The following is a 21,705-nucleotide window of genomic DNA, read 5'->3' as shown; positions in this document are numbered from 1 at the left end:
ACCAGGAGGTGTAAAATATTGTTTTCAAAGGAGATTTTCAGCCATGGCCGCACCGCAACGCCTCACCGACCGCAAGCGCGTCGCCATCGTCGATGCCGCCATCGCCGAGTTCCGCGAGCACGGTTTCGATGCGACCAGCATGGACAAGATCGCCGCCACGGCCGCCGTATCCAAGCGCACCGTGTACAACCATTTCCCCAGCAAGGACGAGCTGTTCGCGGAAATCCTGCAGCGCATGTGGGAAAGCAGCATGGCCCAGCCTGCCGTGCCCTATGTGGCCGACCAGCCGCTGCGCCCGCAAGTGCTGGCCCTGGTCGAGCAGAAGATGGCCTTGCTGTGCGATCCGGCCTTCATCGACCTGGCGCGCGTGATCTTTGGCGAAACGATCCACTCGCCCGAGCGCGCGCAAGCGATGGTGGCGCGCCTGAATGAAAAGGAAACGGGCCTGAATATCTGGATCCGCGCGGCGCAGCAAGACGGACGCATCAAGGCGGGCGAGACGCTGGAAGTGGGACACCTGCTGATGGCTCCATTGAAGACCTTTGCCTTCTGGCCACAGATCACCCTCGGTGAACCGCTGCTGAGCCCGGCACGCCAGCGCGAAGTGACGGCACTGGCCGTCGATATCTTCCTGTGCTATTACGGCGTGGCAAAACAGACGGCATAAACGGGCGGCAAGTGGGCAGACAGCGTCTGCCAATGTTCGCCCTCGTCGCCCGAATACCAGGCGCCGCCCGTCGTCGACGCCATCAATAAACTGCGCCCGTCGTCGGCCAGCGCCAGCCCGTGGCGGTAGATGAGGTCGTAGCAATGCTGCTGCGGCAATCCCGCGCGCAACACTTCAAACGTTTTCCCGCCGTCGCGCGTGCGCGTCACGGCCAGCGCGCCATCGATGGGTATGCGCAGCACGTCCGCCTGCGCCGGCACGAACCAGGCCGTGTCGCCATCGCGCGGATGCACGGCCACGGCAAAGCCGAAATGCGACAGCGGCGCCGTCGTCACTTCCTGCCAGTGCCAGCCCGCGTCAAGCGAGCGCCAGATACCGTTATGGTGCTGGCACCACAACGCGTCCGGCGTGCCGGCGCTGCGCACGATGCGGTGCGGGTCTTGCACGGCCTCGTTTTCATCGAGTTCGGGCGGCATGTAGTCGGCGCGCATGCCCGTCGCGCTCAAGGCCCAGCTGGCGCCGCCATCAGCCGTTTGCCACACACCGCCGCAGGACACGCCGACCAGCACGGTATTGCTGTCGCGCGGGTCGACGCAGATGCTGTGGATGCCGGGCACGTCGTAGCCGCCGCCAAACCACTGCGCCCGCTGCGGCACGTCCCACAACGCTTCCACCAGTTGCCAGCTGTCGCCGCGGTCGCTTGAGCGGAACAGGCCGCCAGGCAGGGTGCCCGCCCACAGCACGCCGGGCTGGTCCGCGCCGCCGGCCGCCAGCGACCAGATCTGCCGCACCGTCCAGTCCACGCTATCGCTGCTGCCCTCGGGCTTGGCGGGATAGGCGGGCACGGCGACTTCCTGCCACGCGCCGGCGCCCGCATCGAGGCGGTGCAGCTTGGCGCCGAAGTGGCCCAGGTTCAGGGCCGCGTACACGGTGCCGTCGCGGCCATCGTGCAGCAGCATGGAGACGGGATCGCCGGCAAACTGCACCAGCGCCAGCTGCCAGGCGCCGGCCGCATCAACATCGAACCGGAACAGCCCCTTGCGGGTGCCGAGATACGCGCGCTGCGCCCTGCCTGGTCTCATGATTAACCTCCGGAAAGTGCCTGCAAGATGTATACCTGGCTGTCGGGCCGCAAGGCGTCGTCCAGCACGCTGCGCTCGCGGCAGCGCACGCCGTCGATGAAGATCACCACATTGGGACGCAACGCGCCCTGTTCGTCGAGCACGTAGCCGCGCAGGCGCGGCTGCTGGGCAAAGACACTGTCCAAGGCGGCACGCAGGCGTGGCGCGGCCACCTCCACCGTGGGGACGTTCAGGAAGCGTGCCAGTTGTTGGGTAAAATGCAAGTGCGCCATGCTGCCTTCGACGTCATCGGCCTGGACTCATTCTAGTCCGATTCGCCGACGATGCAACGGCGATACCGCTAAAATAACGGCAAGCACACAAGGAGGCCAGGCATGACGATTACCCCGGAAGAACTAGCGGTGCTGATGCAGGAAGTGGAAGTGGCCGACCCGATCGATTTTGCCGACCTGCCCTTCAACGAGCAGGAATTGCGCGGCCTGATCGCCAACCACCTGTGCGAGATGGCCGACGCCATGGAAAGTTTCAGCCCGGAAGACCGCAACCTGGCCCTGCTGGCCGTGGCGGCCAAGCTGGTGCTGGAAAACCTCGTATTGCACGTGCAGCTGCTGCGCCGCCACGGCTTGCCCGTCAGCGACGGCGTGGAAGCGCTGCTGCAGCGTTTGAAGAACCCGGGCAAGCCCTGACTACGGCGCGGCAAGCCGCTATTGCAGGTTGATGGCGGTCAACACCATGCTGCTGCCAGGTAAATCCGTGCCTTGGCGGATGTACAGCACGCCATGCCGCGACAGCGCCAGGCTGCCGCCCATGCGGTAGGTCCAGACGGTCTTGCGGCTGGCCAGGTCGATCGCATAGGTATTGTTGCGCCCGCCAACAAACAGCAGATTGCCGGTGACGATCAGATCGCCGCCAAAATACCCATCAAGGGCCGTATCCAGAGGCCAGCGCCATAGGAGCGCACCGTCAGCGAGCTGGCGTGCTTCGAGCGCCTGACCGGCCTGGTTGCCCACGTACACGACGCCCCGCGCCACCACTGGCTGCGTGCTGAACTGCCCCTGCACCGTCCAGCGCACGGCGCGGCTATCCACGTCAACCAGGCTCAAGCTGTTATCCGCCGCCTCGCCGGCCAGCGGTCGCTGATTGAGCACCAGCACGCTGCCCGCCTCGGCCAGCACGGGCGCCTGGCGCAGGCTGCTCTTGTTCAAGCCGCCCAGCACCTGGCCCGGCACCGCCACGCTGAAGCGCGTTGTGCCATCGGCGATATTGAACGCCGTCAATGCCCCTGCCGCATGGCTGTACACCGTGCTCGCATTAACGGCGGGTGTCCACTCATCAACATTACCCAGCTTGGACAAGCCCAGACTGGCAGACCAGCGTGTCTGGCCCGTCGCCGCACCGATGGCACTCACGTCGTTATTCCCGCCCAGGTAGACATTGCCGTCCAAAAAGGTGGGCGCCGTCGCCAGGGAAACACCCAGCAGTGCGCCATTCGTATTCGGCGGACGCACGCCGAGCGGCGCGCCACCAGCAAGCGCGTCAAAGACATACACGGTATCGCTGCCCGCCATGGCCAGCTTGCCGCCCGACACGGCCGGCGCGCCCAGGTAACCGTCCGACGTGAGCGACTGCGTCCAGCGCGCCTGGCTGTCGCTCTCGCTGAGCGCCGTCACCGTCGATGTGGTCACATATTTGCTGCTGCCTTCCGCCGGCGCGGCGGACTGCTGGCTGACATACACGAGGCCGTTGGCCGTCACCACGGGACTGCCGACGACCGCGCGCGGGGAGCTCGCGCCCAGCCAGGTCCAGCGGCGCGTGAAGCGGCGGCTGTCGAAGGTGGCCGGCACCAGGCCCGTATGCGCGGCATTGCCATTCACGCCTTCCCAGTCGTCCACGCCGGGCAGGGCTTGCAAGGCGCCCATGCTGCCGGCGAGCGGCGCGACAATGACCTTGTAATCCATGCTTTCCGTCTTGTACAGGCCTACCGTGGCGGGCAAGGACAGCTCGATCTTGCCCGTGTACTCGCCGGGAAGCAGGCCAGGCACCGTTTTGAACGTCAGCCGCCAGCTGCCATCGGCCTGCTTCTGGCGGTCGGCCGCCTGCAGCACGAGCGCCGTGCCGCTGGCGGGTTTTTCCTGCGGCTGGGGACGCGCATCGCTCACGCCATCGGCCAGGCGCACTGTCACGCGAATATCATCGCAGGTGGCACCAGGCTGGGCCGTGCAGCTGCCGCTCACCTCCGCCAGCGTCATGCCGGGTTTTTCCTGCAAGCCAGGCGGCACGCCAACGGCGCTGCCGGAACCGCCGCCACAGGCGGACAAGGTAGTCATGATGGCCAACGCCAATGCGGCGGCCTGCCACAACGAAGGGAATAATGTGCGCATGCAATGTCCATGTTGAGGTTTCATTTCCTCCCCAATGGAGGTGTGCTGGAAACCTGGACTGAATGTTATAGCATGAGAAACATTGTTAAAATCTAACAGATACTCACAACAACGCTTTACTTGCGCACGGCGCGCGCCTGGATGGTGATATCGCTTTCGGCCACGGCCACGCAGGGCAGGATGTAGCCGTCGAGCCGTTCATCGGGGCTGATGCCGGGCCAGTCCACCGTGTAGCGGATCTTTCCTTCGGGCATGTGACAAATGCACGTGCGGCACGTGCCGTTGCGGCAGGAACTGAGCAGGCGGATGCCGGCCAGCTCGGCGGCGGCCAGCACGGTGGTGCCCGCCTCGGCCGGGAATTGCCAGCCTTGCGAGACGATGGTGACGGTAAACGTGGTGGTGGTAAAGGGGAGCGCGCTCATGCGCCCAGTGTAACAGTCAGCTTGCCAGGGTCGTCCAGCGCCCCCCTCCCGCATGGCTGCGCAGCACGGCCTCCGCAAAGGCCAGGCCCGCCACGCCATCGGCCACCGTCGGCAGCCAGCGCGCCGCTTCCGGTATCGGCGTCCCCGCCTGCAGGGCGCGAATGGCCAGGGCCGCATCCAGGTACAACTGGGCGAACGCTTCCAGATACCCTTCCGGGTGGCCGGCCGGCACGCGCGTGGCGTGGCGCGCGGCGGCGCTGTCGACCCGCCCCGGGCGCAGCAGCTGGCGGTTGCCGCCCTGCGGCGTGAACCACAGCTCATTAGGTTGTTCCTGGTCAAAGTCCAGCTGCGCCTTGCTGCCGAACAGGCGCAATCGCACCGTGTTTTCGCAACCGGTCGCCACCTGGCTCGCCCACAGGGTGCCCTTGGCACCATTCGCATAGCGCAGCATCACCTGCACGTGGTCGTCCAGGGTGCGGTGCGGAACAAAAGTCGACAATTCCGCCAGCACGGCATGCGGCGTCAGGCCGCTGACGAACTGCGCCAGGTGATACGCGTGCAAGCCCACGTCGAGCAGGGTGCCGCCCGGGCCTGCTTTCAGCGGGTCGTTGTGCCAGTTGCCCTCGTTCATGCCGCCCGCCGCGATGGCGTCGGCCAGCCAGTCCTGTGAATATTCGACTTGCACGAGGCGCAATTCGCCGATGTCACCCGCCTCGACCATGGCTTTCGCATGGCGCAAGAGCGGGTAGCCGCTGTAGGTGTGCGTGAGCGCAAACAGCAAGTTTTTCTGCTTGGCCAGCGCGGCCAGCGCCTGCCCCTCAGCCAGAGAGATGCCCAGCGGCTTGTCGCAGATCACGTGGATGCCCGCTTCCAGGAACGCCGTGGCGACGGGCGCATGCAGGTGATTCGGCGTGACGATGGCCACCGCTTCGATGCCGTCCGGGCGCGCGCTTTCCGCCTGCGCCATGGCGCGGTAATCGCTGTAGCAACGGTCGGGCGCCAGGTGCAGCGCCGCGCCGCTGTCGCGCGCGCGCTGCGGGTCGGACGACAGGGCGCCCGCCACCAGTTCGTACTGGTCGTCGATGCGCGCCGCGATGCGGTGCACGGCGCCGATGAATGCGCCCTGCCCGCCCCCTACCATGCCCAGCCGTAAGCGTCGCTGCATGTCGTCTCCCTATTTCAATCCCAACAAATGGTTGATCTGGCCCTGGTCTACGGCGCTGCCCGCGAAATCGTCGAACGCATGTTCGGCCACGTGGATGATATGGTCACGGATGAAACGTGCGCCTTCGGCCGCCCCGTCCTCCGGGTGTTTCAAACAGCATTCCCACTCCAGCACGGCCCAGCCGGGGAAGTCGTACTGCGCCATCTTCGAGAAAATCGCCTTGAAATCGATCTGCCCGTCACCGAGCGAGCGGAAGCGTCCGGCCCGGTCCTGCCAGTCGCCATAGCCGCCATACACGCCCTGGCGCCCGTTGGGCCGGAACTCCGCGTCCTTGACGTGGAAGGCCTTGATGCGCGCATGATAAATATCAATGAACGCCAGGTAATCGAGCTGCTGCAGCACGAAGTGACTGGGGTCGTACAGAATCGATGCGCGCGGGTGGTCGTGGACGGCGGCCAGGAAACGCTCGAACGTCACGCCGTCGTGCAAGTCCTCGCCCGGATGCAATTCATAGCAAAGGTCCACGCCGGCCGCGTCGAACGCATCGAGGATGGGCAACCAGCGTTTCGCCAGCTCGGCAAATGCCGTTTCCACCAGTCCGGCCGGGCGCTGCGGCCACGGGTACAGATACGGCCAGGCCAGTGCGCCGGAAAACGTCACGTGCGCCTTGAGGCCCAGGCGTTGCGAGGCGGTGGCAGCCCACAGCAGTTGCTGCGCGGCCCAGGCCGTGCGCGCGGCAGGATCACCGCGTACTTGTTCTGGCGCAAAGCCGTCGAACAGCGCGTCGTAGGCCGGATGCACGGCGATCAGCTGGCCCTGCAAGTGCGTCGACAATTCCGTCACCTGCAAGCCATGGCGCGCCAGCAAGGCGACCACGTCGTCGCAGTACTGCTGGCTGACAGCCGCCTGCTCCAGGTCGAACAAACGCGGCGCCGTCGGCAGCTGCAAGCCCTTGTAGCCCAGGCCGGCCGCCCATTGCGCCAAGTGCTCGAGCGAGTCGAACGGCGGCTCGTCGCCGAGAAACTGGGCCAGGAAAATGGCCGGGCCCTGGATGGTTTTCATGTCAATGTCCTGTTGGAGAAAGCCGGGGTCAGACCCTCAATGCCGCTAACGCAAAGGTCATTGCTGGCGGGCGAGGGGGTCTGACCCCAGAATTTAAAAAGGCGAGTTCGGAAAGTAAAACTGCTTGGCGTTCTCGCGCGTGATCAGCACCGACGGGATGATCGTATTGGCCGGCAATTTATCACCTTTCAGGCGCGCTTCCGTCGTCAGCTTGATGGCGTCGTACATGAACTTCGGCGAGTACGACACGTCGGCCACGATCAGCGGGTCGGAACCGTCCATGATCTTTTTCACCGCGCCCTTCGCGCCCGCGCCGCCGAACACCTGCTTGATGTCCGTGCGATTGGCTTGCGCGATGGCTTTCTGCACGCCGATGGCCATGTCGTCATCGGCGGCCCAGACGGCGTCGATCTGCTTGAAACGGGTCAGATAATCCTGCATGACCTTGAAGGCATCGTCGCGGTTCCAGTTGCCGTACTTGGCGTCGAGCACCTTGATATCGGGATGGCCCTTCATCACGGCGGAAAACGCGTCAAAGCGCTCGTTGTCCAAGGTGGTCGGCATGCCGCGCAGCACGACGACATTGCCCTTGCCATTTAAACTTTTCGCCAGGTATTCGGCCGGCAGCTTGCCGAAGGCCGTGTTGTCGCCCGCTATATAGGCATCCTGCGACTGCGTGTTCGTCAAGCCGCGGTCCACCACCGTCACATACACGCCCTTGTTTTTCACTTGCGCGACGGGCTGCGTCAGCGAGGCCGATTCGATGGGAAAGATCACCAGGGTGTTGATCTTATTCACCGTCAACATATCCTGCAACTGGTTCGCCTGTTCGGGCGCCGTGGCGGCCGTCTTGACGATGATTTTCAGCCCCGGATGGGCCTTTTCCAGCTCCGCCTTGGCCTGGTTGGCCCACCACACGATGCCCGACGTGAAACTGTGCGTGGCCGTGGGGATGGCCACGCCGACAACGAGCTTGTCAGCCGCTTGCGCCGGCCCCATCGGCAGCGCCCACGCCTGCATCACCAGCACCGCCATCCCTGCTACCCGTATAAAGCTCTTCATGCTGCTCTCCTCCAAGGTTGTGGGCGCCCGTTGGCCGCCCTTTCAGAACGCCGCTCTTGTTTTATTTGCGGCCTCGCTGCAGGAAGGCGACGGCGATGATCACCACGCCTTGCACTGCGGCATTCAGGTAGACACTGATGATGCTGGTCAAATTCAGGATATTGCTGATCACGGAGAGCAGGATGGCGCCGATCACGGTACCGACGATGCGCCCTTCGCCGCCCTTCAGCGCCGTGCCGCCCACGACGACGGCGGCGATCGCTTCGAGTTCCCACAGCAAGCCCGTGGTCGGCGTGGCCGAGCCCAGGCGCGGCACGTACAGCACCGTGGCGATGCCCACGCAGATGCCCAGCAGCATGTAGGTGGCGATTTTGACCCTGTCGACGTTGATGGCCGCGTAGCGCGCCACTTGCTCGTTGGAACCAATCGCCTGCACGTGGCGGCCAAAGGTCGTACGGTTGAGGATGATGGCGCCGGCGGCGGCGACGAACAGGAAAATCCAGATCGGGATCGGCGCGCCCAGCACGCTCGTGTAGTAGACGGGGCTGTACAGCTCGGACAGCGTGGCGTCCAGGGTCAGTGCGCCGCCATCGGCCAGATACGTGAGCACGGCGCGGAAGATGCCCAAGGTGCCCAGGGTGACGATGAACGGTTCGATATTACCCTTGCTGATCAACAAGCCGTGCATCAGGCCAAAGCCGGCACCGAGGATCAAGGCCATGGCGATGCCCAGCACCAGCATGGTGATCGGTGCCAGGTCGCCGCCCGCGCCTTGCGCCAGCGCATTCATGAAATAAATCATGCAACCGGCAATCAGCGCCGCCATGGAGCCCACCGATAAATCGATGCCGCCGGAAATGATGACGAAGGTCATGCCCACGGCGATGATGCCGATGAAGGCCGTGCGCGTAAGCACGTTCATCAGGTTGTCCACGGTGGCGAAGTCGCCATTGAGCAAGGTGCCCGCGATGCACAGAGATAACAAGCCCAGCACGGGGCCGAAACCCTTGATGCGCGCGCCGAATCGGGAGATTGGGGATACGGTGGTGTCAGTGCGTGCCGGTTGCATGGGCAATCAACTCCTCTTCGGTCAGGTGGTCAGCAGACAGGGTGGCTTGCAAGGTGCCGGCGCGCATCACGGCGACCCGGTGGCACAGGCCGATCAATTCGATCAATTCCGATGAAATCACGATCACGGCGCGCCCTTCGGCGGCCAGGCGGTGAATCAGGAAGTAAATGTCGCGCTTGGCGCCCACGTCCACGCCGCGGCTCGGTTCATCGAGCACGACGACACGGGGGTCCGAATGCAGGTATTTGGCCAGCGCCAGCTTTTGCTGATTGCCGCCGGACAGCATGCGCGCACGGCTGTCCAGGTCGCCCGTGCGGATATTAAAATCCCCGACGGCCCTGGCCAGCGCCTGTTTCTCGCCCTTCACGTCGAGCCACGGCCGCGCATAGCGCTCCATCGTCATCATCGTGAGGTTTTCGCGCAAGCCCAGGTTCACATGCAAGCCCTTGCCCTTGCGGTCTTCGCTCAGATACGTCATGCCGTGCTGCATCGCTTGCCTGGGCGTGCGGATATCCACGGGCTGGCCATTGAGATGGATCGTGCCCGCGCTGCGCGGACGCAAGCCCAGCAGCGCCTCGAACGATTCCGTGCGCCCCGCGCCCACCAGGCCCGCAAAGCCCAGCACTTCGCCCCCGCGCACCTCGAACGACAGCGATTTCGCCCAGCCGGGCACGCTCAAGCCATCGACCTTCAGCAGGATCGGGGCATCGGGCGCCAGCGGCACTTTCGCGGGGAACATGTCGGACAATTCGCGCCCCACCATCAGGTTCGCCATCTGCTGGCGCGTGAGGCTGGCCGTCGGCTCGCGCGTGACGAAACGCCCGTCGCGCATGACGATGACTTCGTCCGTATAGCGCTCCACTTCGTCGAGCTTGTGGGAAATGTAGAGGATGGTGACGCCGTCCGCCTTCAGTTGGGCCATCACGGCGAACAGGCGCTGGGTTTCCGACGACGTCAGGGTGGCGGTCGGTTCGTCCATGATCAAAAAGCGGGCGCGGCGCGACAGGGCCTTGGCGATTTCCACCAGCTGTTTCTCGGCGACGATCAGGTCGCGTATTTTGGTGTCGGGCGAGACGTCCAGCCCCACCTGTTTCAGATAGCGCGACGCTTCTTCGCGCATGGCCGCCTCGTCCAGCAGCCAGCCGCGCGTCTTTTCGTGGCCTAAAAACATGTTTTGCGCCACCGTCAGGTGCTCGGCCAGGTTGAATTCCTGGTGGATCAGCACGATGCCGGCGCTCTCCGCCGCGCGCGAACTGGCGAAGCGCCGGGGCTGGCCATCGATCAGCAGCTGGCCTTCGCTCACGCTCTCGTAGCCGGCGAGGATTTTCATCAGGGTCGACTTGCCGGCGCCATTTTCACCCAGCAAGCCATACACGCGTCCCGGCGCCAGGGTAAAACTGACGCCATGCAAGACGCGCACGGGGCCGAAATCCTTGCACACCCCCTCGAAACCGACGGCAACGCTCACTATGCACTCCCTCGCAAGACCAAGTTATGTTCCAGCAACACGCCCGGCACGCTGGCTGCCGGGTCCGCCAAGCGCTGCAGCAGCAGGCGCGCCGCCGTCTCGCCCAGTTCGCGCATCGGCTGCGCGATGGTGGTCAAACCCGGGTCGATCTGCGCGGCGATGGCGATATCATCGAAGCCGATGACGGCCACGTCTTCGGGCACGCGTTTTTTCAGCTGGCGCAGCGCGCTCAGCACGCCAATGGCCAGGGTGTCGGAGACGGCAAAGATGGCCGTCGGCGCATCGGGCCCCGCCATCATGCGCAACGTGGCGGCCGTGCCAGCTTCATAGTCGAGGCTTTGCACCGTGTGCACCCATTGCGGCTGCACGGGCAGGCTGGCGGCGGCCAGCGTGTCCAGATAGCCTTGCTGACGTTGCCGCGCGTACAGATAGCGTTCATCGGAGTTGATCAGGCCGATGCGCGTATGGCCGCGCGACAGCAGATGCGCGACGGCGTCGGAGGCGGCCCGGTGGTTGTCGATGCCGACATAGGGCACGGCCACGGCGGGGTCGAATTCGCAGCAGGCCACCCACGGCAGGCTGACGGATTCATGCGACAGCGCATGCTGCACCGTGTCCGGGTCCAGGCAGATGGCGCCGTCGGCGCGGTGCATGCGCAGCAAGTCGAAGTAGGAGCGCTCGCGGCCCGCGTCGGCGCCCGTGTCGCACAGCAATACAAAATAGCCGTGTTCGCGCGCCACCGTATCGATGCCGCGCACGATCTGCGCATAGAAAGGGTTGCCTACGTCCGGCACCATGGTGAGCAGCATGCGGCTCTCGGCCGTGCGCAGGCTGCGCGCCAGGTGGTTCATGCGGTAGCCGAGCGCCGCCACGGACGCCAGCACCTTGTCGCGCGTGGGCGCCCGCACCCCGGCCTGCTCATTCATCACGCGCGAGACGGTGGCCACCGACACGCCCGCATGCGCGGCGACGGCGCTGATGGAGACGGTTTCTGTCGGCAAGGAAGACGGGACGGCTGGCGGCATGGGGCTTTTCACATAAATGTAATCGATTACATTTATAGGCCAGTCACGCGCGCGATGCAAACATTATCGATGCTGCGATGCGCAAAAAACAGGCCCGGTGCGGGCCACCATCAGTATAGATTTTCGGGGCTGGAGCGCCAATGTTGCGTGGCAAAATGGTTTATCAGGGAGAAATGGGCACCGACAATATCCGCTCGGTACCCAAGCCGACCCAACGACAAGGATCCGTGACGACTTGCCTGGATCCGTTGAGCCGTAGAGACTTACCAGTCCTTGTCGCCACCATCCGCAGTGGCATTTTTGGCAGCAGCGGTGGATGTACTGCGCTTCACCTCGGTTTTCAGTGGCGCCACGGCAGGCTCAGCCTTGACGATGGCCTTGTCTACCGGTGCCGCTTCCCGCACCTGCAACACGCCCGCAGCGATACCATCGAGCTTGATTTTGACGTTTTCCAGAATGCCATACGACAAGTTCGGCGTCACGCGTTCGATACGTACCTCGCAGCACAGTTTTTCCATATTGCCCAGTGACTGGCCGGTCTGCGGATCCTTGATCTCCTTGCCTTGCTGATACACACGATAGCGGCCGTTTTGCACCACGGCGTTGCCACCCTGGCTCAATACGACGTTTTCACCATCACGCTCGACGATGGAAATGGGGAAAGTGCGCAGCAAGATAGCCTCAGTAGCCTGTTTGACGATCGCTGTTTGCATGTTCTGCAGCGTCTGGCTCTCATTGAAGTTACTGCCCAGAGTCGTGGCGGCAATCGCTGGCGGCTCGCCACGCAGGGTGGTCGCTTGCAGGATCTGCCGCGTAGCCAGATTGATCATGCGTTGCGAGACAGACCAGGCACCGGCATAGGACACCAGTTCGCGGTCCGAGGTCTGCAGCTTGCGTGCATGTCGCTGGTAAGCGAATTCATTGACCACGCCGACCCACACCAGATCCGCGCTCAATGCCTGTCCCAGCTTGGCAAGGTCGGTACTCGGGGAATTACCCGAGCTAATCATATTCAACTCATCCTGCAACTCGCCCTCAAACTGGCGATCCAGCACGGTAAAGCGGCCCGTTTGCGACAAGGCGTCAATGATCTGCTGGCGGATCGGCGCCAGCACTTCCTGCGCCGGCACCACGCGCCCACCAATGTTGAAGCTGGCTTGCTCGCTGCGCAGCGGCGCCACAACGATCTTGATCTTGCCACTATCGGCTGGCGCCTTGAACTTGGCAATGCGCGCTTCGATCTCCACCTTGTAAAGACCGCCCTTGGAAAATGGCGATGCCATGTCAACTACCTTGAACGAGGAGACCACGCCCTTCGATTGACTGATGATCTGCTCGGCAAATGCCTGGCCCTGCATGGTCGCCTTCATACTTGCGCTCCCCGAGCCGGCCGTCGAATCGACATCGAGCGTTGCCGTCACCTGCTCAAACATGCTCGCATTGCTCGAACTGGCTTGCACAGTGGCACCATTGACTTGCATGATGGCCAGCTTGAGCGCGTCATTGAGCGCGGCACCGGGCGAAATGCCGCTGCCAGTTGCCGTCGTAGTGACTTGTTCGACCTGTCCGACGTCAGGTGTCTGCGTCAGCTTAGGCGCGCTGGACGCAACAGGCGGCTGCGCAGCTTTCTCGCCACAAGCAGCCAAGCCCAAGGCAATACTCAGCAGTATGGCTGGCATACCGGATTTCATTATGATCTTCATAGGCAATTCCATTGTCCCCAAAAAAAAAGGGCGAACCAGTCGCCCTGCTGTCTTCCCTGTGCGCTTTTGACTTACAGCAATGCTGTAGCGTCGCTGGCTTCTTTTGGCAGCGGAATGTTATTGTTCTTGGCAAAGTCGATCGCCACTTTCAAGGTGCTGCTGACGGCCTTGATCGACGACGGCAGGTTTTGTGCAATGAACAGGGCCGAATTGGCCGATGCGCCCAGAGCGGTGACCGATGGCTTGAAGCTGCCGACATCCTTGCTCATGCCGACGTACTGGATCACGCCTTTCGACAGATCAATCAAGCCTTCGGTAAAGCGCTGCTTGCTCGCATCATCCATGGCTACTTTCTTGCCCTTCATTTGCTCTTCCAGCAGTTTGCTGTTTTCGCTTTGCATCTTGCTTGCACCCTGCAGGCTATCCTTGGTGGCGCCTTCGGTCAGGTTCTGCGCTTCCAGGGCGGCCTTGTCCGACTGTTCCTTCAAACCAAACGCGGCCAGCATGGTCGCATCGGCTTTCATGACGCTTTGCGTGCCGCCGACATATTTCTTGACGATCTGCTCGGCCGTAACCCCTTTGCCGCCGCCCAGCGCACCGGACAGGCTACCGAATTGAGCCGATGCCAGGCTCGAAACTGCCAACAGGGTCGCACCCAACAATGCGGAAATACGGATATGCTTCATGACTTGCCTTTTTATAAAAAGAATGGGAAACAGTCGAGAAAATGGAAGATGCGGGCGTTCGACCTGCCGCCCGCACCGGTATGTCAATACACGCCAGCAGCGCTCAAGCGGCTGATAATTTCCTTGGCCGCCAGTGCGGAAGCGTCCTTCAAGGCTTTGGTCTGGGCTGTCGCATTGTCCGCACCGAGGCCAAAATACTGTACCGGTGGCACGGCCGCCACTTCACGTGGCAATGCGCCACGCAAATCGAGTACGCGGCCGGTGACCGATACCACGACGCGCTGCAAGCCGGTCGCTTCATCGGTCGCGGCAGGATTGACATCAAACGTGGCTAATGCCAGCAGGGGCACATTCGCCTTGCGCAAGGCGGCAACGATGGAGCGCAAGGTCGCAGGCGCCAAATCATTACCTTTGGAGAAATCTTTATTCACTGATGGAATGTCCTTATCACCGAGTACGAACTCAGGATCGGCGACCAGGTACCCTGCTTGCGAAAACACGCTCGTCACGGCCGTCTTCTGGTTGGCCAGCGAAAACACACGGTAATCGGTTTCATCGGCCTTGCGCACGGTGCTGCCACCGGTTTCGACCTTGATAGTCTGCTTGAGGGCAACGTTTTCATTCCGGCGCACGCTGGCATTGGTGGCAATGGCCCCGCCGCTCAGCGATTCGCCTTCGCGGCCATTCACGCTGCCGCTCGTTTTTGCGCTGCCGTCGAGGGTCAGCTCGGCACGCTTGACGACACGCTCATCAAATGCCTTGACGCTGGCCACTTCGCGGCCAACAAAGACATACACCATCTGCGATTTTTCCCCGTTCGATACCCGACCGGTGGCACTGGCGCCTTTCAGGGTATTCCTCAGTTTCGCCACATTGAGTTCGGCACGCACTGCCACGGAATATTTACGCAAACTGGTCTGATCCTGCTCATTCAGGACAACAGTACTGAGCAAGAATTTATCCAGATTGGCCTCTATCTTTCCCTGGATCGCTTCAAAGTTCTCCGATTCCGCTTCGCCGCTTTCAGCGAAATAGCGTTCTATCGCCGCCATTTGCGCCTTCTGATAAGCCATTTCCTTGTCGGCATCCGTCAACATGGCCGCATATTTCACCGTCGCCGCGCCTTTAATCTGAATAACCTGGGAAAAGCATTGACCCGCCAAAAGCAAGCCCAGGCAAAACAACATCAATTTTTTCATCTATTTACTCGCCTTTAATATCACCCGAGTTGCCTCGAGTTGTTTACCAATATCCTTGGCGCCAGCCGCGGTCTGTATCCATTTCATGTCGCCACCCTCAAATGCGGCGGTCAGTTTTAAAAACAGACCGCGTAAGGCATCTTGATATGCAGCGAAATCATCAGAACCAATACGGCCGGCAGGAACAATTGCCGTTTCGCCATTTTTCAAGTCTGTATTCAGAAAATCGGAATTGAGCAACGGCTCAGAGAACTGTACATGCGCATAGGCACCATATACATACGATATCGCGACAGCGGTTTCCGCCGTTTTAATCTTGGCAAACTTATTCAGGATAATATCAAAAACATAATCACCCTCACCGATATTCAAATCGACGTCATCGCCATTCTCGAGCCGCAGCGACATGCGTCCCAAGGCGTCGCCAGCCTTGCTCGGCAGCAACGGTACGCCAGCCTTGGCGGACAGTACCGAAGCAAAGGCGTCAACCACCATGCTTTCCATCAGTTGCGGCTGGCTACGCAGCGCGTCGGGCATGACAGCCAGCGCTTCCGGCGCCACTTTGGCACGCCGGATCTGGATCGTGCGCTGGCCTGGGGTCGGCAAAGTCGCGTGGGCAAGGCGATCAAGGTATTGCGTCACCAGGCCCTTGCCCTCTTCCTTCAACAATAACTGCTCGATGAATCCGCTGATACGTGCCGCATCGGGTGCGTCCGGCGTGGCATCAAACAGGGCGGCATTGACGGGATAACTGCGTACCACGGTCTTGCTCTTGTAATCGAAAATCAGGGCATCGCCACGCAAATTGACAAAGGTCTTGTAATAACTGCCGAAATTTTCCGTCAATACCGTTTCGCCGGTCAGTACCAGCACCGTGATCAAGGCCTGATCACTTTTCTTGAGATTAACGAGAGATGCGGGCGGCAACAGACTGAGGGCAGGATTGGCCACCTTGCCACTACGGTCGTGAATAATGCGCGAAAGGTTCTGCCCCGACTTATCGGCACGCAAGCGCATATATACTTGATGGGAATATGGAAAACGAACGCCGGCCGTGGCGGAGTCACCGGAAAATGCAAATCCGGCTACCGCTATATCAGCGGCAGAGGCTGGGAACGCGAGCAGGAAAAAAATCAGTTGAAATGACAGAACTGCAGATATCTTGGATTTCGACCACACGAACCAACCTCTATTGCCTCATGGAAATAGCATAAATTGTAACTTATTTCGCATCAAGCAATCAAAAGTATTTTTCCACTTTATTACGTTTGTTGTAAATTTTGATGTTCCGTGACTTACCAAGAGTAAACCAGAGAACATCGCTGGCTATTTTTTTTGAAAGCAGTGTAATAAATATCCACACCGCCTTCCATCAATTTTTCATCATCGCGCAAAACGTTTCCGGATTGCCGTCAAGGATGACGCCGCTGGGCCAGCGGTGGCTGCGCTGCTGGGCGCGCAGCAGCGAGGCGGCCAGGGCCGAGTCGCCGTCGACGGCATACACGAAGACGGGCATGTTCAGGCTGGCCGCATCGGCCAGCAAATTCGGATTGGCGTCGAGGCTGCGCGCGTCCACGTGCACGCCCGTCGGCATGCCGATCTGCTGCTGCACGCGCTGCAGCCAGGGCTTGTCCAGCTTGGGCGGACGGGCGTTTTTCGCGATATAGCGGCTGACCCGGTTGGCGCCGGCCGCCTGCGCATTGCGCGCATCAAACACGAGCAGACCGAGGTAACCGTGCGGATCGGCGCGGCGCGCACAGGCCAGGTTGTTCGGCACGCCCGAGGTCAAAAACCAGTTGCCATGCTTGATGTTGGCGCGCAACTGCGCCACCAGCGTATTGATGGGCGCGCACGACGGCACGACATCCTTGATTTCCGCATTCAGGGTCTTGGCCGGGAACGCGGTGGCCAGGTCGGCCACATCGCTGACGAACGGCGGCGTTTCCGGCGTGGCCACGCCACGGTTCTTCATGCTGGCCGCGCGCCAGTCGTCGGCCGTCAATTGTTTCACGGTGCGGGGCGACCCCGTATCGACGACCCTGCCCGTCAGCAGGTCGTGGTGCACCACCCAGCTGCCGTCACCGAGCAGCTGCAAATCCGTCTCGACGCCGTCCCAGGTGCCGAAATACGTGTTGCGCAGCGCGCTCAGCGAGTTTTCCGGCGCATTGCCGGCGCCACGGTGGGCATGCACCTTCATGCCCAGGCAGTCGGCCTGCACGGCCGTGCTGGCCATGCACAGCAGCAAGGCCAGGGCGGCCGCCTTATTTTTTTTCCGGGTGATAACCATATTCGAGTCCCTGCAAAATATTGATGCGGATCGCTTCGTTGACGGGGTAGCTGTAGCCCTGCCCCACCGCCACGACGTGCGTGATATTGGCCAGCAAGCCCTTGCCGGCGATTTGCCAGCGCGTGCTGTCGCCGTCGGCCTGACGGTTCCAGTCCAGCATCTGGCGGAACAGCTCGCTCTTCGTGACATTGTTGTCCGACAGGCTAAAAATACCCCAGGTTCCCAGGAAGGCGCCGGCCAGCACGCCCGTGGCGATCCACGCGGAACGCCGGCTCAGCTGGCCATCGGCGCCCGCCTGCTCGCCCCGGCGCGCCGCCAGCACCAGCAAGCCCACGGTGGCGATCAGGTACAGCAGTTTCGAAAAGTGGCCGATGGCGCCCAGGAGCGAAAAGAACAGGGCCACGGGCGGCACGATGGCCGCGCGCGCCGCTTCCTTGCCCTCCGCATAATACTTGCCATGCACTTCGAAGTCGCTGCGGCTGGCGCGGTACTCGACCAGCTTTTCCGCCGTCTGGCGCGCGGCGAACTGGTCGAACAGGCGGCTGAACTCGGCCGGGCTCGCATACGCGTCCTGCACCACGGCGCCCTTGGGCAGCCGCAAGCCCTTGCTCGCTTCGCTGCCGTCGCCGCCGTCCGGCCCGTCGCGCAGCACGGCCTGGATGCCGGGGCGCGCGACGAAGGCGGGGAAGGACAGGCCGGGCGGAATGCGGTCGCCCTTGATAGTCAAGCCCTTGCCGGCCGCTTCCGACGCATAGCGGCGCTTGACGGCCAGGCGGAACGATAGCTGGTCGGCCGGGTGCCAGTTGGCCGAGACGGGCACCTTCTTGCGCACATTGTTGACCACGGCCGCCTTGCGCCGCGCCGGCACGGAATGCGGCTGCCAGCCATGGCGCGACAGGCTTTGCCGGTAATCGTTCCACGCCGATTCCTGCTGCTGGCGCAAGCCCGCATCGTCGTCGGGAATGATACCCGAATACAATTTCCACTTGTCATGCACTTCGCCGATCGCCTGCTGGTACTTGTCGTAGTAGCCGGCCGCGCCGCCGGCGATCTTGCGGACATTAAAGTTGATCAACTGCTCCTTGGCCGGCTCCATGCGCTCATCGAGGTGCCCCACCGACACGGCCAGGAACGGAAACAGGGCGAGGAAAGCCTTGCCTTCGGGCTTGGCAAACAGGGTGGCATCGTCGACCAGGCCCTGCAATTGCAGGCTGCCGCCCACCAGCGAGCGCTGCATCAGGGTGGTGTTGAAGGCCAGGCGGCGAAATTGCGCATCACGCGTTTCCACCAGCACCGTGACCGTCGTCTTCAGAATGCCGAACACGACCGCGGCCGTGGCGACGCAGCAGAAGATGATCTTTTTCCAGCTGGGGCCGCTGCCATTGTTCTTCAGGCGGCGGCGCCACATCAGTTGCAGCACCACCAGCGCGGCGGCGATGCCCGACAGGCTGCGGCCATAGAATTCCACGCCTTCCACGTCGTGCGGCTTGACGTCGCCGCCCACCACATCGAGCAAACGTGCATTGAAGCCCAGCTCGCAGCACAAATAAATGATCGTCAGGACGATCAGGATCAAGGTCTGCCGGATTTGCAGACTGCGCAGACTCGCGGCCATCTTATTTCCTCAGATCGATGACGACGGGCTTGATCTCTTCAGCCTGGAAGATCATCGGCGCGGCAGGGGCAGCCGCCGCGCTGCGCGGGGCCGGCAGGCTGATGGCGGGTGCCGCCGCCCTGGCCGGGGTCTCCTGGCGGCGCGGCTTGGCGCTGGCGCGGCTGCCCGCTTTCGGCGCGGCGGCCGGGGCCGATGCCGGGGCTGGCGGCGCGGGAATCACGCGGCCGCTGTCGCTGCCAGGCAGGGTGGCGATGGCGGGTCCCGTGCCGCGCAAGGCGTCGTCGGCAAACGGCTGGGCGCGCGTATCGACGCCGGGCGGCACGGCCACGCTGGCGTTGAGCAGGCGGTTGTCCGTGTAGATCATGCGCAACAGGCGGTTGTAGTTGGGGAAATCGATATTCAGCGATTTCGCGTCCGCCGCCAGTTCCACGCGGGGGCGGTCCTTGCAATTGCCCACCGTCCACTGCAACACGTCCGTGCCCTGGAACGCCAGCACTTCATAGCGGTAGGCGCAGCCGCGCTCCTGCGTTTCCACGATCACCACGGTGCGCTCGCCCACGTTCTCCACGCGCGCCACGCGGGCCGTGACGGCATTGGCCAGCGGCACGACGCGAAACGCCTGCGACAGCTTGATCGAATACTTGCCTTGCGGATCCTTGCGCAAGGTGCCTTCCGTGCCGTCGCGCAGGCGGAAGGTGGACAGCGGCGTGCCGAACAGCTCGGCCGTATCGAGGCCCATCATCACGCCGCCACGGCCATTCGGCGTCATGGCGCAGCCCGTCAGCAAGACGCCGGCGGCCACGCCCATGACCAGTTTGCGCCAGTGCGCGGATGCAAAATTCTTATACGTTGTCATGCTCGATAACTTTCTCTTATTTCAGGATTCAGGGGTTGATGACGGCCAGCGGATTGCCCGGGCCTGGCGGCGGCAAGACTTTCTGGCGGTCGCGCGACAGCACGGTGAAGGCGCCAAGGGTGTCCGGCCCGGCGACGATTTCCAGCTGCTCGCGCTGCAGCCACGTGCGTATCTCCGCCTCCGTCGCCTCGGCGCGGAACAGCACGCGGAAGCGCACGCCCGTCTCGACGCCGCTGCCACTACCGCTGCGGAACTCGGCATTGCCGACGACAGCCTGATCTTTCGGCAGGAACAGCCACGCCGATTGCACCACCATCACGCTGGCGGCCACGGCCGTGACGATCTTCAGCCAGCGGCTGGCATTGGCCGCCTTGATTGGCGTCAACTGTGGCGCGGCGGCATCGGCCGGGGCGATCTGCAACTGCTGCAGCCCCTGGCGCAGCAATTGCCGGTAGGCCACGCGGCCATCCTTGCCCAGCTCGCTCGACAGGGGCGTGCCCGTCAGCGCATAGCCGTCGCCAGGCAAGGCCACGCGGGCGATGACGCCCGGCGCCGCCGTGGCCCCATTGGCACGGCCATGCGTTTCCAGCCAGCGCGCCGCCTGCAGGCGCTCCTGGCTGAACACGCCCAGGCAGGCGCCCAGATCCGTCACGGCCAGGGTCATGGGCATGTCGCACAACACCAGGCCCGCGCGGGGGTCGGCGGGCGCGTCGCGCTCCTCGACCACGAGGCCGCAGGCATCCGCATAGGACGTGTCCGGCGTGACGAGCCAGCCGCGCCAGCGCTGGCGTGTGCTGTCCCAGGCGTCGAGCAGCACGGCGCCAAAGCCGGGACAACGCGCCAGCAGGTGGATCTGTCCGCCCGCGATGGGCCGCCCGGCCAAGGGCGCCGCGTCGCTGCGGCGCGCAAAGCGTTCCATCAAGTGTTCCGGCACGGCAATGCCGCGCCAGTCGGGGGGAGTACCCGCCACGTCCGCGTCCAACAGCTCGGCGGAAGTCGGCGGCGATGGCAGGCGCGCGGCAACGATGGCCAGCGAGGGCGTCAATGCAGTCATGCCGGTGGCCTTTCATCAGGGTTCGGGTGGATGGACACGGGGTCCATGTGCAGGGATAACGCGGCCACGCACAGAATATCCAAAACTATTTGCGCCGCCTGCAGGTCGCGCGCGGTCAGCGCATCGCCCACGCGCAGCTTGAGCAGGATCAAGACCCAGCTGCCCAGCAAGGTGGCGCGGTGGGCAGGCTCGACCACCTGGCGTCCCGCGCTGGCGGGATCGCCCTTCTGCCGGTGCACGAGGCCCAGCTTGCCGCCATGGTAATGCGCGGAAGCGATCTGCTCGGCCAGTTCCTTGACGGGCATGCCGCCGCAGCCGCAATGGCGCAACAGCAAGATCAAATCGCGGGGCAAGGTGGCGATAAAAACGTCGGCCGCTTCGCGCACTTGCTGCGGCGTGAGCTGGTAGTCGCGCAGCGGTTCGGCATAAGAGTCGGGCGCCTGCAAGTCGCAGCCCTCCTGCGCATCGGCGTCGTCGTCATCGCGCTGCTTGCGCAGCTGGTCGATGATGAAGCGCTTGAAGTACAGGTACAAGGCGCCGACGTGGTGGGGCGCGGCGTCGCTGTCGCCGTGCAGGACTTTTTCAATGAAAAACTGGTGGCGCAAGTCAACCAGTGAATCGCCGAGCGAGGCCGCCTCGCGCGGGCGGCACGGCGTCAGCGCGGCAATGACGCGCTGGTAAAACTCGCCCAGTTCGCCTTGTGTCAGCCGCTGGCGGCGCGTCCAGAAGTCATGAATGCGTTCAAATTGTTCCGATTGCAAAGCCGGTCCGATCGTGTGTTGGGCGGCACGCGCCACTGGCCGGCGGCGATACCCACCGTGCGCTGGCCAGACAAGAGAAACTTGTCAGTAAGGTAAAATGCATTTAGGCAATTTTCTCATATCACAGTAAAAATCGCTAAC

At 63.0% G+C, this 21,705-nt stretch carries 21 protein-coding genes; 2 read left to right on the top strand and 19 right to left on the bottom strand.

The features are described from left to right. The first annotated feature begins 43 nt into the window (after positions 1–43). Entirely contained in the window at positions 44–667 is a 624-nt protein-coding gene (locus JAB8_RS10435) for a TetR/AcrR family transcriptional regulator (RefSeq protein ID WP_070219059.1), read from the top strand. Here the strand turns inward: JAB8_RS10435 and JAB8_RS10430 are convergent. Together JAB8_RS10430 and JAB8_RS10425 are read right to left on the bottom strand one after the other, a co-directional pair. Further along, a complete protein-coding gene (locus JAB8_RS10430) occupies positions 640–1,749 on the bottom strand; it encodes a sialidase (protein WP_070289454.1) in 1,110 nt (369 codons plus the stop codon). The genes JAB8_RS10435 and JAB8_RS10430 overlap by 28 nt on opposite strands. Before the next feature lie 2 nt (positions 1,750–1,751). Continuing rightward, positions 1,752–2,021: a MoaD/ThiS family protein gene (locus tag JAB8_RS10425; RefSeq protein ID WP_070289453.1), complete on the bottom strand. Its 270-nt coding sequence runs from the start codon at positions 2,019–2,021 to the stop codon at positions 1,752–1,754. Positions 2,022–2,123: 102 nt separating this feature from the next. Between JAB8_RS10425 and JAB8_RS10420 the strand changes: the two genes are divergently transcribed. Beyond that, complete coding sequence (locus JAB8_RS10420) at positions 2,124–2,435, top strand: hypothetical protein (protein ID WP_070219056.1); 312 nt, start codon at positions 2,124–2,126, stop codon at positions 2,433–2,435. A gap of 18 nt (positions 2,436–2,453) precedes the next feature. Here the strand turns inward: JAB8_RS10420 and JAB8_RS10415 are convergent, their stop codons facing one another. The 17 genes from JAB8_RS10415 to JAB8_RS10335 all read right to left on the bottom strand — a co-directional run bounded on the left by JAB8_RS10415 (position 2,454) and on the right by JAB8_RS10335 (position 21,564). Next, positions 2,454–4,130: a PQQ-binding-like beta-propeller repeat protein gene (locus JAB8_RS10415; protein WP_070219055.1), complete on the bottom strand. Its 1,677-nt coding sequence runs from the start codon at positions 4,128–4,130 to the stop codon at positions 2,454–2,456. 116 nt (positions 4,131–4,246) lie between these two features. Continuing rightward, a complete protein-coding gene (locus tag JAB8_RS10410) occupies positions 4,247–4,552 on the bottom strand; it encodes a 2Fe-2S iron-sulfur cluster-binding protein (protein ID WP_070219054.1) in 306 nt (101 codons plus the stop codon). A gap of 16 nt (positions 4,553–4,568) precedes the next feature. Then, positions 4,569–5,717 (bottom strand): Gfo/Idh/MocA family oxidoreductase, encoded by a 1,149-nt coding sequence (locus JAB8_RS10405; protein WP_070219053.1) that lies wholly within the window; start codon positions 5,715–5,717, stop codon positions 4,569–4,571. Positions 5,718–5,726: 9 nt separating this feature from the next. Continuing rightward, the gene (locus tag JAB8_RS10400; protein ID WP_070289452.1) at positions 5,727–6,779 is read right to left on the bottom strand and encodes a sugar phosphate isomerase/epimerase; all 1,053 of its coding nucleotides are present in this window, start codon (positions 6,777–6,779) and stop codon (positions 5,727–5,729) included. Between the two features lie 93 nt (positions 6,780–6,872). Then, entirely contained in the window at positions 6,873–7,814 is a 942-nt protein-coding gene (locus JAB8_RS10395; RefSeq protein ID WP_254679495.1) for a substrate-binding domain-containing protein, read from the bottom strand. An 88-nt stretch (positions 7,815–7,902) separates the two neighbouring features. Continuing rightward, the gene (locus JAB8_RS10390; RefSeq protein ID WP_070289450.1) at positions 7,903–8,910 is read right to left on the bottom strand and encodes an ABC transporter permease; all 1,008 of its coding nucleotides are present in this window, start codon (positions 8,908–8,910) and stop codon (positions 7,903–7,905) included. Continuing rightward, the gene (locus tag JAB8_RS10385; protein WP_070289449.1) at positions 8,891–10,378 is read right to left on the bottom strand and encodes a sugar ABC transporter ATP-binding protein; all 1,488 of its coding nucleotides are present in this window, start codon (positions 10,376–10,378) and stop codon (positions 8,891–8,893) included. The genes JAB8_RS10390 and JAB8_RS10385 overlap by 20 nt, the downstream gene beginning before the upstream one ends. After that, a complete protein-coding gene (locus JAB8_RS10380; protein ID WP_070289448.1) occupies positions 10,378–11,403 on the bottom strand; it encodes a LacI family DNA-binding transcriptional regulator in 1,026 nt (341 codons plus the stop codon). The genes JAB8_RS10385 and JAB8_RS10380 overlap by 1 nt, the downstream gene beginning before the upstream one ends. A gap of 263 nt (positions 11,404–11,666) precedes the next feature. After that, entirely contained in the window at positions 11,667–13,106 is a 1,440-nt protein-coding gene (locus JAB8_RS10375) for a CsgG/HfaB family protein (protein WP_175445183.1), read from the bottom strand. 71 nt (positions 13,107–13,177) lie between these two features. Continuing rightward, positions 13,178–13,792 carry a hypothetical protein gene (locus JAB8_RS10370; RefSeq protein WP_070289446.1) on the bottom strand — a complete coding sequence of 205 codons (615 nt, stop codon included), beginning with the start codon at positions 13,790–13,792 and terminating at the stop codon, positions 13,178–13,180. Positions 13,793–13,875: 83 nt separating this feature from the next. Next, positions 13,876–14,991 (bottom strand): hypothetical protein, encoded by a 1,116-nt coding sequence (locus JAB8_RS10365; RefSeq protein ID WP_070289445.1) that lies wholly within the window; start codon positions 14,989–14,991, stop codon positions 13,876–13,878. Further along, the gene (locus tag JAB8_RS10360) at positions 14,992–16,170 is read right to left on the bottom strand and encodes a hypothetical protein (RefSeq protein WP_139143005.1); all 1,179 of its coding nucleotides are present in this window, start codon (positions 16,168–16,170) and stop codon (positions 14,992–14,994) included. 193 nt (positions 16,171–16,363) lie between these two features. Beyond that, positions 16,364–17,278: a glycerophosphodiester phosphodiesterase gene (locus JAB8_RS10355; protein ID WP_070289443.1), complete on the bottom strand. Its 915-nt coding sequence runs from the start codon at positions 17,276–17,278 to the stop codon at positions 16,364–16,366. Continuing rightward, a complete protein-coding gene (locus JAB8_RS10350; RefSeq protein WP_254679492.1) occupies positions 17,253–18,893 on the bottom strand; it encodes a hypothetical protein in 1,641 nt (546 codons plus the stop codon). The genes JAB8_RS10355 and JAB8_RS10350 overlap by 26 nt, the downstream gene beginning before the upstream one ends. A gap of 1 nt (position 18,894) precedes the next feature. Then, a complete protein-coding gene (locus tag JAB8_RS10345) occupies positions 18,895–19,749 on the bottom strand; it encodes a hypothetical protein (RefSeq protein WP_083287650.1) in 855 nt (284 codons plus the stop codon). Between the two features lie 28 nt (positions 19,750–19,777). After that, positions 19,778–20,803 (bottom strand): hypothetical protein, encoded by a 1,026-nt coding sequence (locus tag JAB8_RS10340; RefSeq protein WP_070289442.1) that lies wholly within the window; start codon positions 20,801–20,803, stop codon positions 19,778–19,780. Continuing rightward, positions 20,800–21,564: a hypothetical protein gene (locus JAB8_RS10335; RefSeq protein WP_139143004.1), complete on the bottom strand. Its 765-nt coding sequence runs from the start codon at positions 21,562–21,564 to the stop codon at positions 20,800–20,802. The genes JAB8_RS10340 and JAB8_RS10335 overlap by 4 nt, the downstream gene beginning before the upstream one ends. Between the last annotated feature and the right edge of the window lie 141 nt (positions 21,565–21,705).

Origin of the sequence: Janthinobacterium sp. HH106 (assembly GCF_001758725.1) — a bacterium.
In the GTDB taxonomy this organism is placed as follows: domain Bacteria; phylum Pseudomonadota; class Gammaproteobacteria; order Burkholderiales; family Burkholderiaceae_D; genus Janthinobacterium.
This window is presented reverse-complemented; position numbering and strand designations above follow the sequence as displayed.

Excerpts from the sequence above, each read along its gene's own strand:
- JAB8_RS10435 (WP_070219059.1), top strand. The coding sequence starts at position 44 with ATGGCCGCACCGCAACGCCTCACCGACCGCAAGCGCGTCGCCATCGTC.
- JAB8_RS10430 (WP_070289454.1), bottom strand. The coding sequence starts at position 1,749 with ATGAGACCAGGCAGGGCGCAGCGCGCGTATCTCGGCACCCGCAAGGGG.
- JAB8_RS10425 (WP_070289453.1), bottom strand. The coding sequence starts at position 2,021 with ATGGCGCACTTGCATTTTACCCAACAACTGGCACGCTTCCTGAACGTC.
- JAB8_RS10420 (WP_070219056.1), top strand. The coding sequence starts at position 2,124 with ATGACGATTACCCCGGAAGAACTAGCGGTGCTGATGCAGGAAGTGGAA.
- JAB8_RS10415 (WP_070219055.1), bottom strand. The coding sequence starts at position 4,130 with ATGCGCACATTATTCCCTTCGTTGTGGCAGGCCGCCGCATTGGCGTTG.
- JAB8_RS10410 (WP_070219054.1), bottom strand. The coding sequence starts at position 4,552 with ATGAGCGCGCTCCCCTTTACCACCACCACGTTTACCGTCACCATCGTC.
- JAB8_RS10405 (WP_070219053.1), bottom strand. The coding sequence starts at position 5,717 with ATGCAGCGACGCTTACGGCTGGGCATGGTAGGGGGCGGGCAGGGCGCA.
- JAB8_RS10400 (WP_070289452.1), bottom strand. The coding sequence starts at position 6,779 with ATGAAAACCATCCAGGGCCCGGCCATTTTCCTGGCCCAGTTTCTCGGC.
- JAB8_RS10395 (WP_254679495.1), bottom strand. The coding sequence starts at position 7,814 with ATGGCGGTGCTGGTGATGCAGGCGTGGGCGCTGCCGATGGGGCCGGCG.
- JAB8_RS10390 (WP_070289450.1), bottom strand. The coding sequence starts at position 8,910 with ATGCAACCGGCACGCACTGACACCACCGTATCCCCAATCTCCCGATTC.
- JAB8_RS10380 (WP_070289448.1), bottom strand. The coding sequence starts at position 11,403 with ATGCCGCCAGCCGTCCCGTCTTCCTTGCCGACAGAAACCGTCTCCATC.
- JAB8_RS10375 (WP_175445183.1), bottom strand. The coding sequence starts at position 13,106 with ATGAAGATCATAATGAAATCCGGTATGCCAGCCATACTGCTGAGTATT.
- JAB8_RS10370 (WP_070289446.1), bottom strand. The coding sequence starts at position 13,792 with ATGAAGCATATCCGTATTTCCGCATTGTTGGGTGCGACCCTGTTGGCA.
- JAB8_RS10365 (WP_070289445.1), bottom strand. The coding sequence starts at position 14,991 with ATGAAAAAATTGATGTTGTTTTGCCTGGGCTTGCTTTTGGCGGGTCAA.
- JAB8_RS10355 (WP_070289443.1), bottom strand. The coding sequence starts at position 17,278 with ATGGTTATCACCCGGAAAAAAAATAAGGCGGCCGCCCTGGCCTTGCTG.
- JAB8_RS10350 (WP_254679492.1), bottom strand. The coding sequence starts at position 18,893 with ATGGCCGCGAGTCTGCGCAGTCTGCAAATCCGGCAGACCTTGATCCTG.
- JAB8_RS10345 (WP_083287650.1), bottom strand. The coding sequence starts at position 19,749 with ATGACAACGTATAAGAATTTTGCATCCGCGCACTGGCGCAAACTGGTC.
- JAB8_RS10340 (WP_070289442.1), bottom strand. The coding sequence starts at position 20,803 with ATGACTGCATTGACGCCCTCGCTGGCCATCGTTGCCGCGCGCCTGCCA.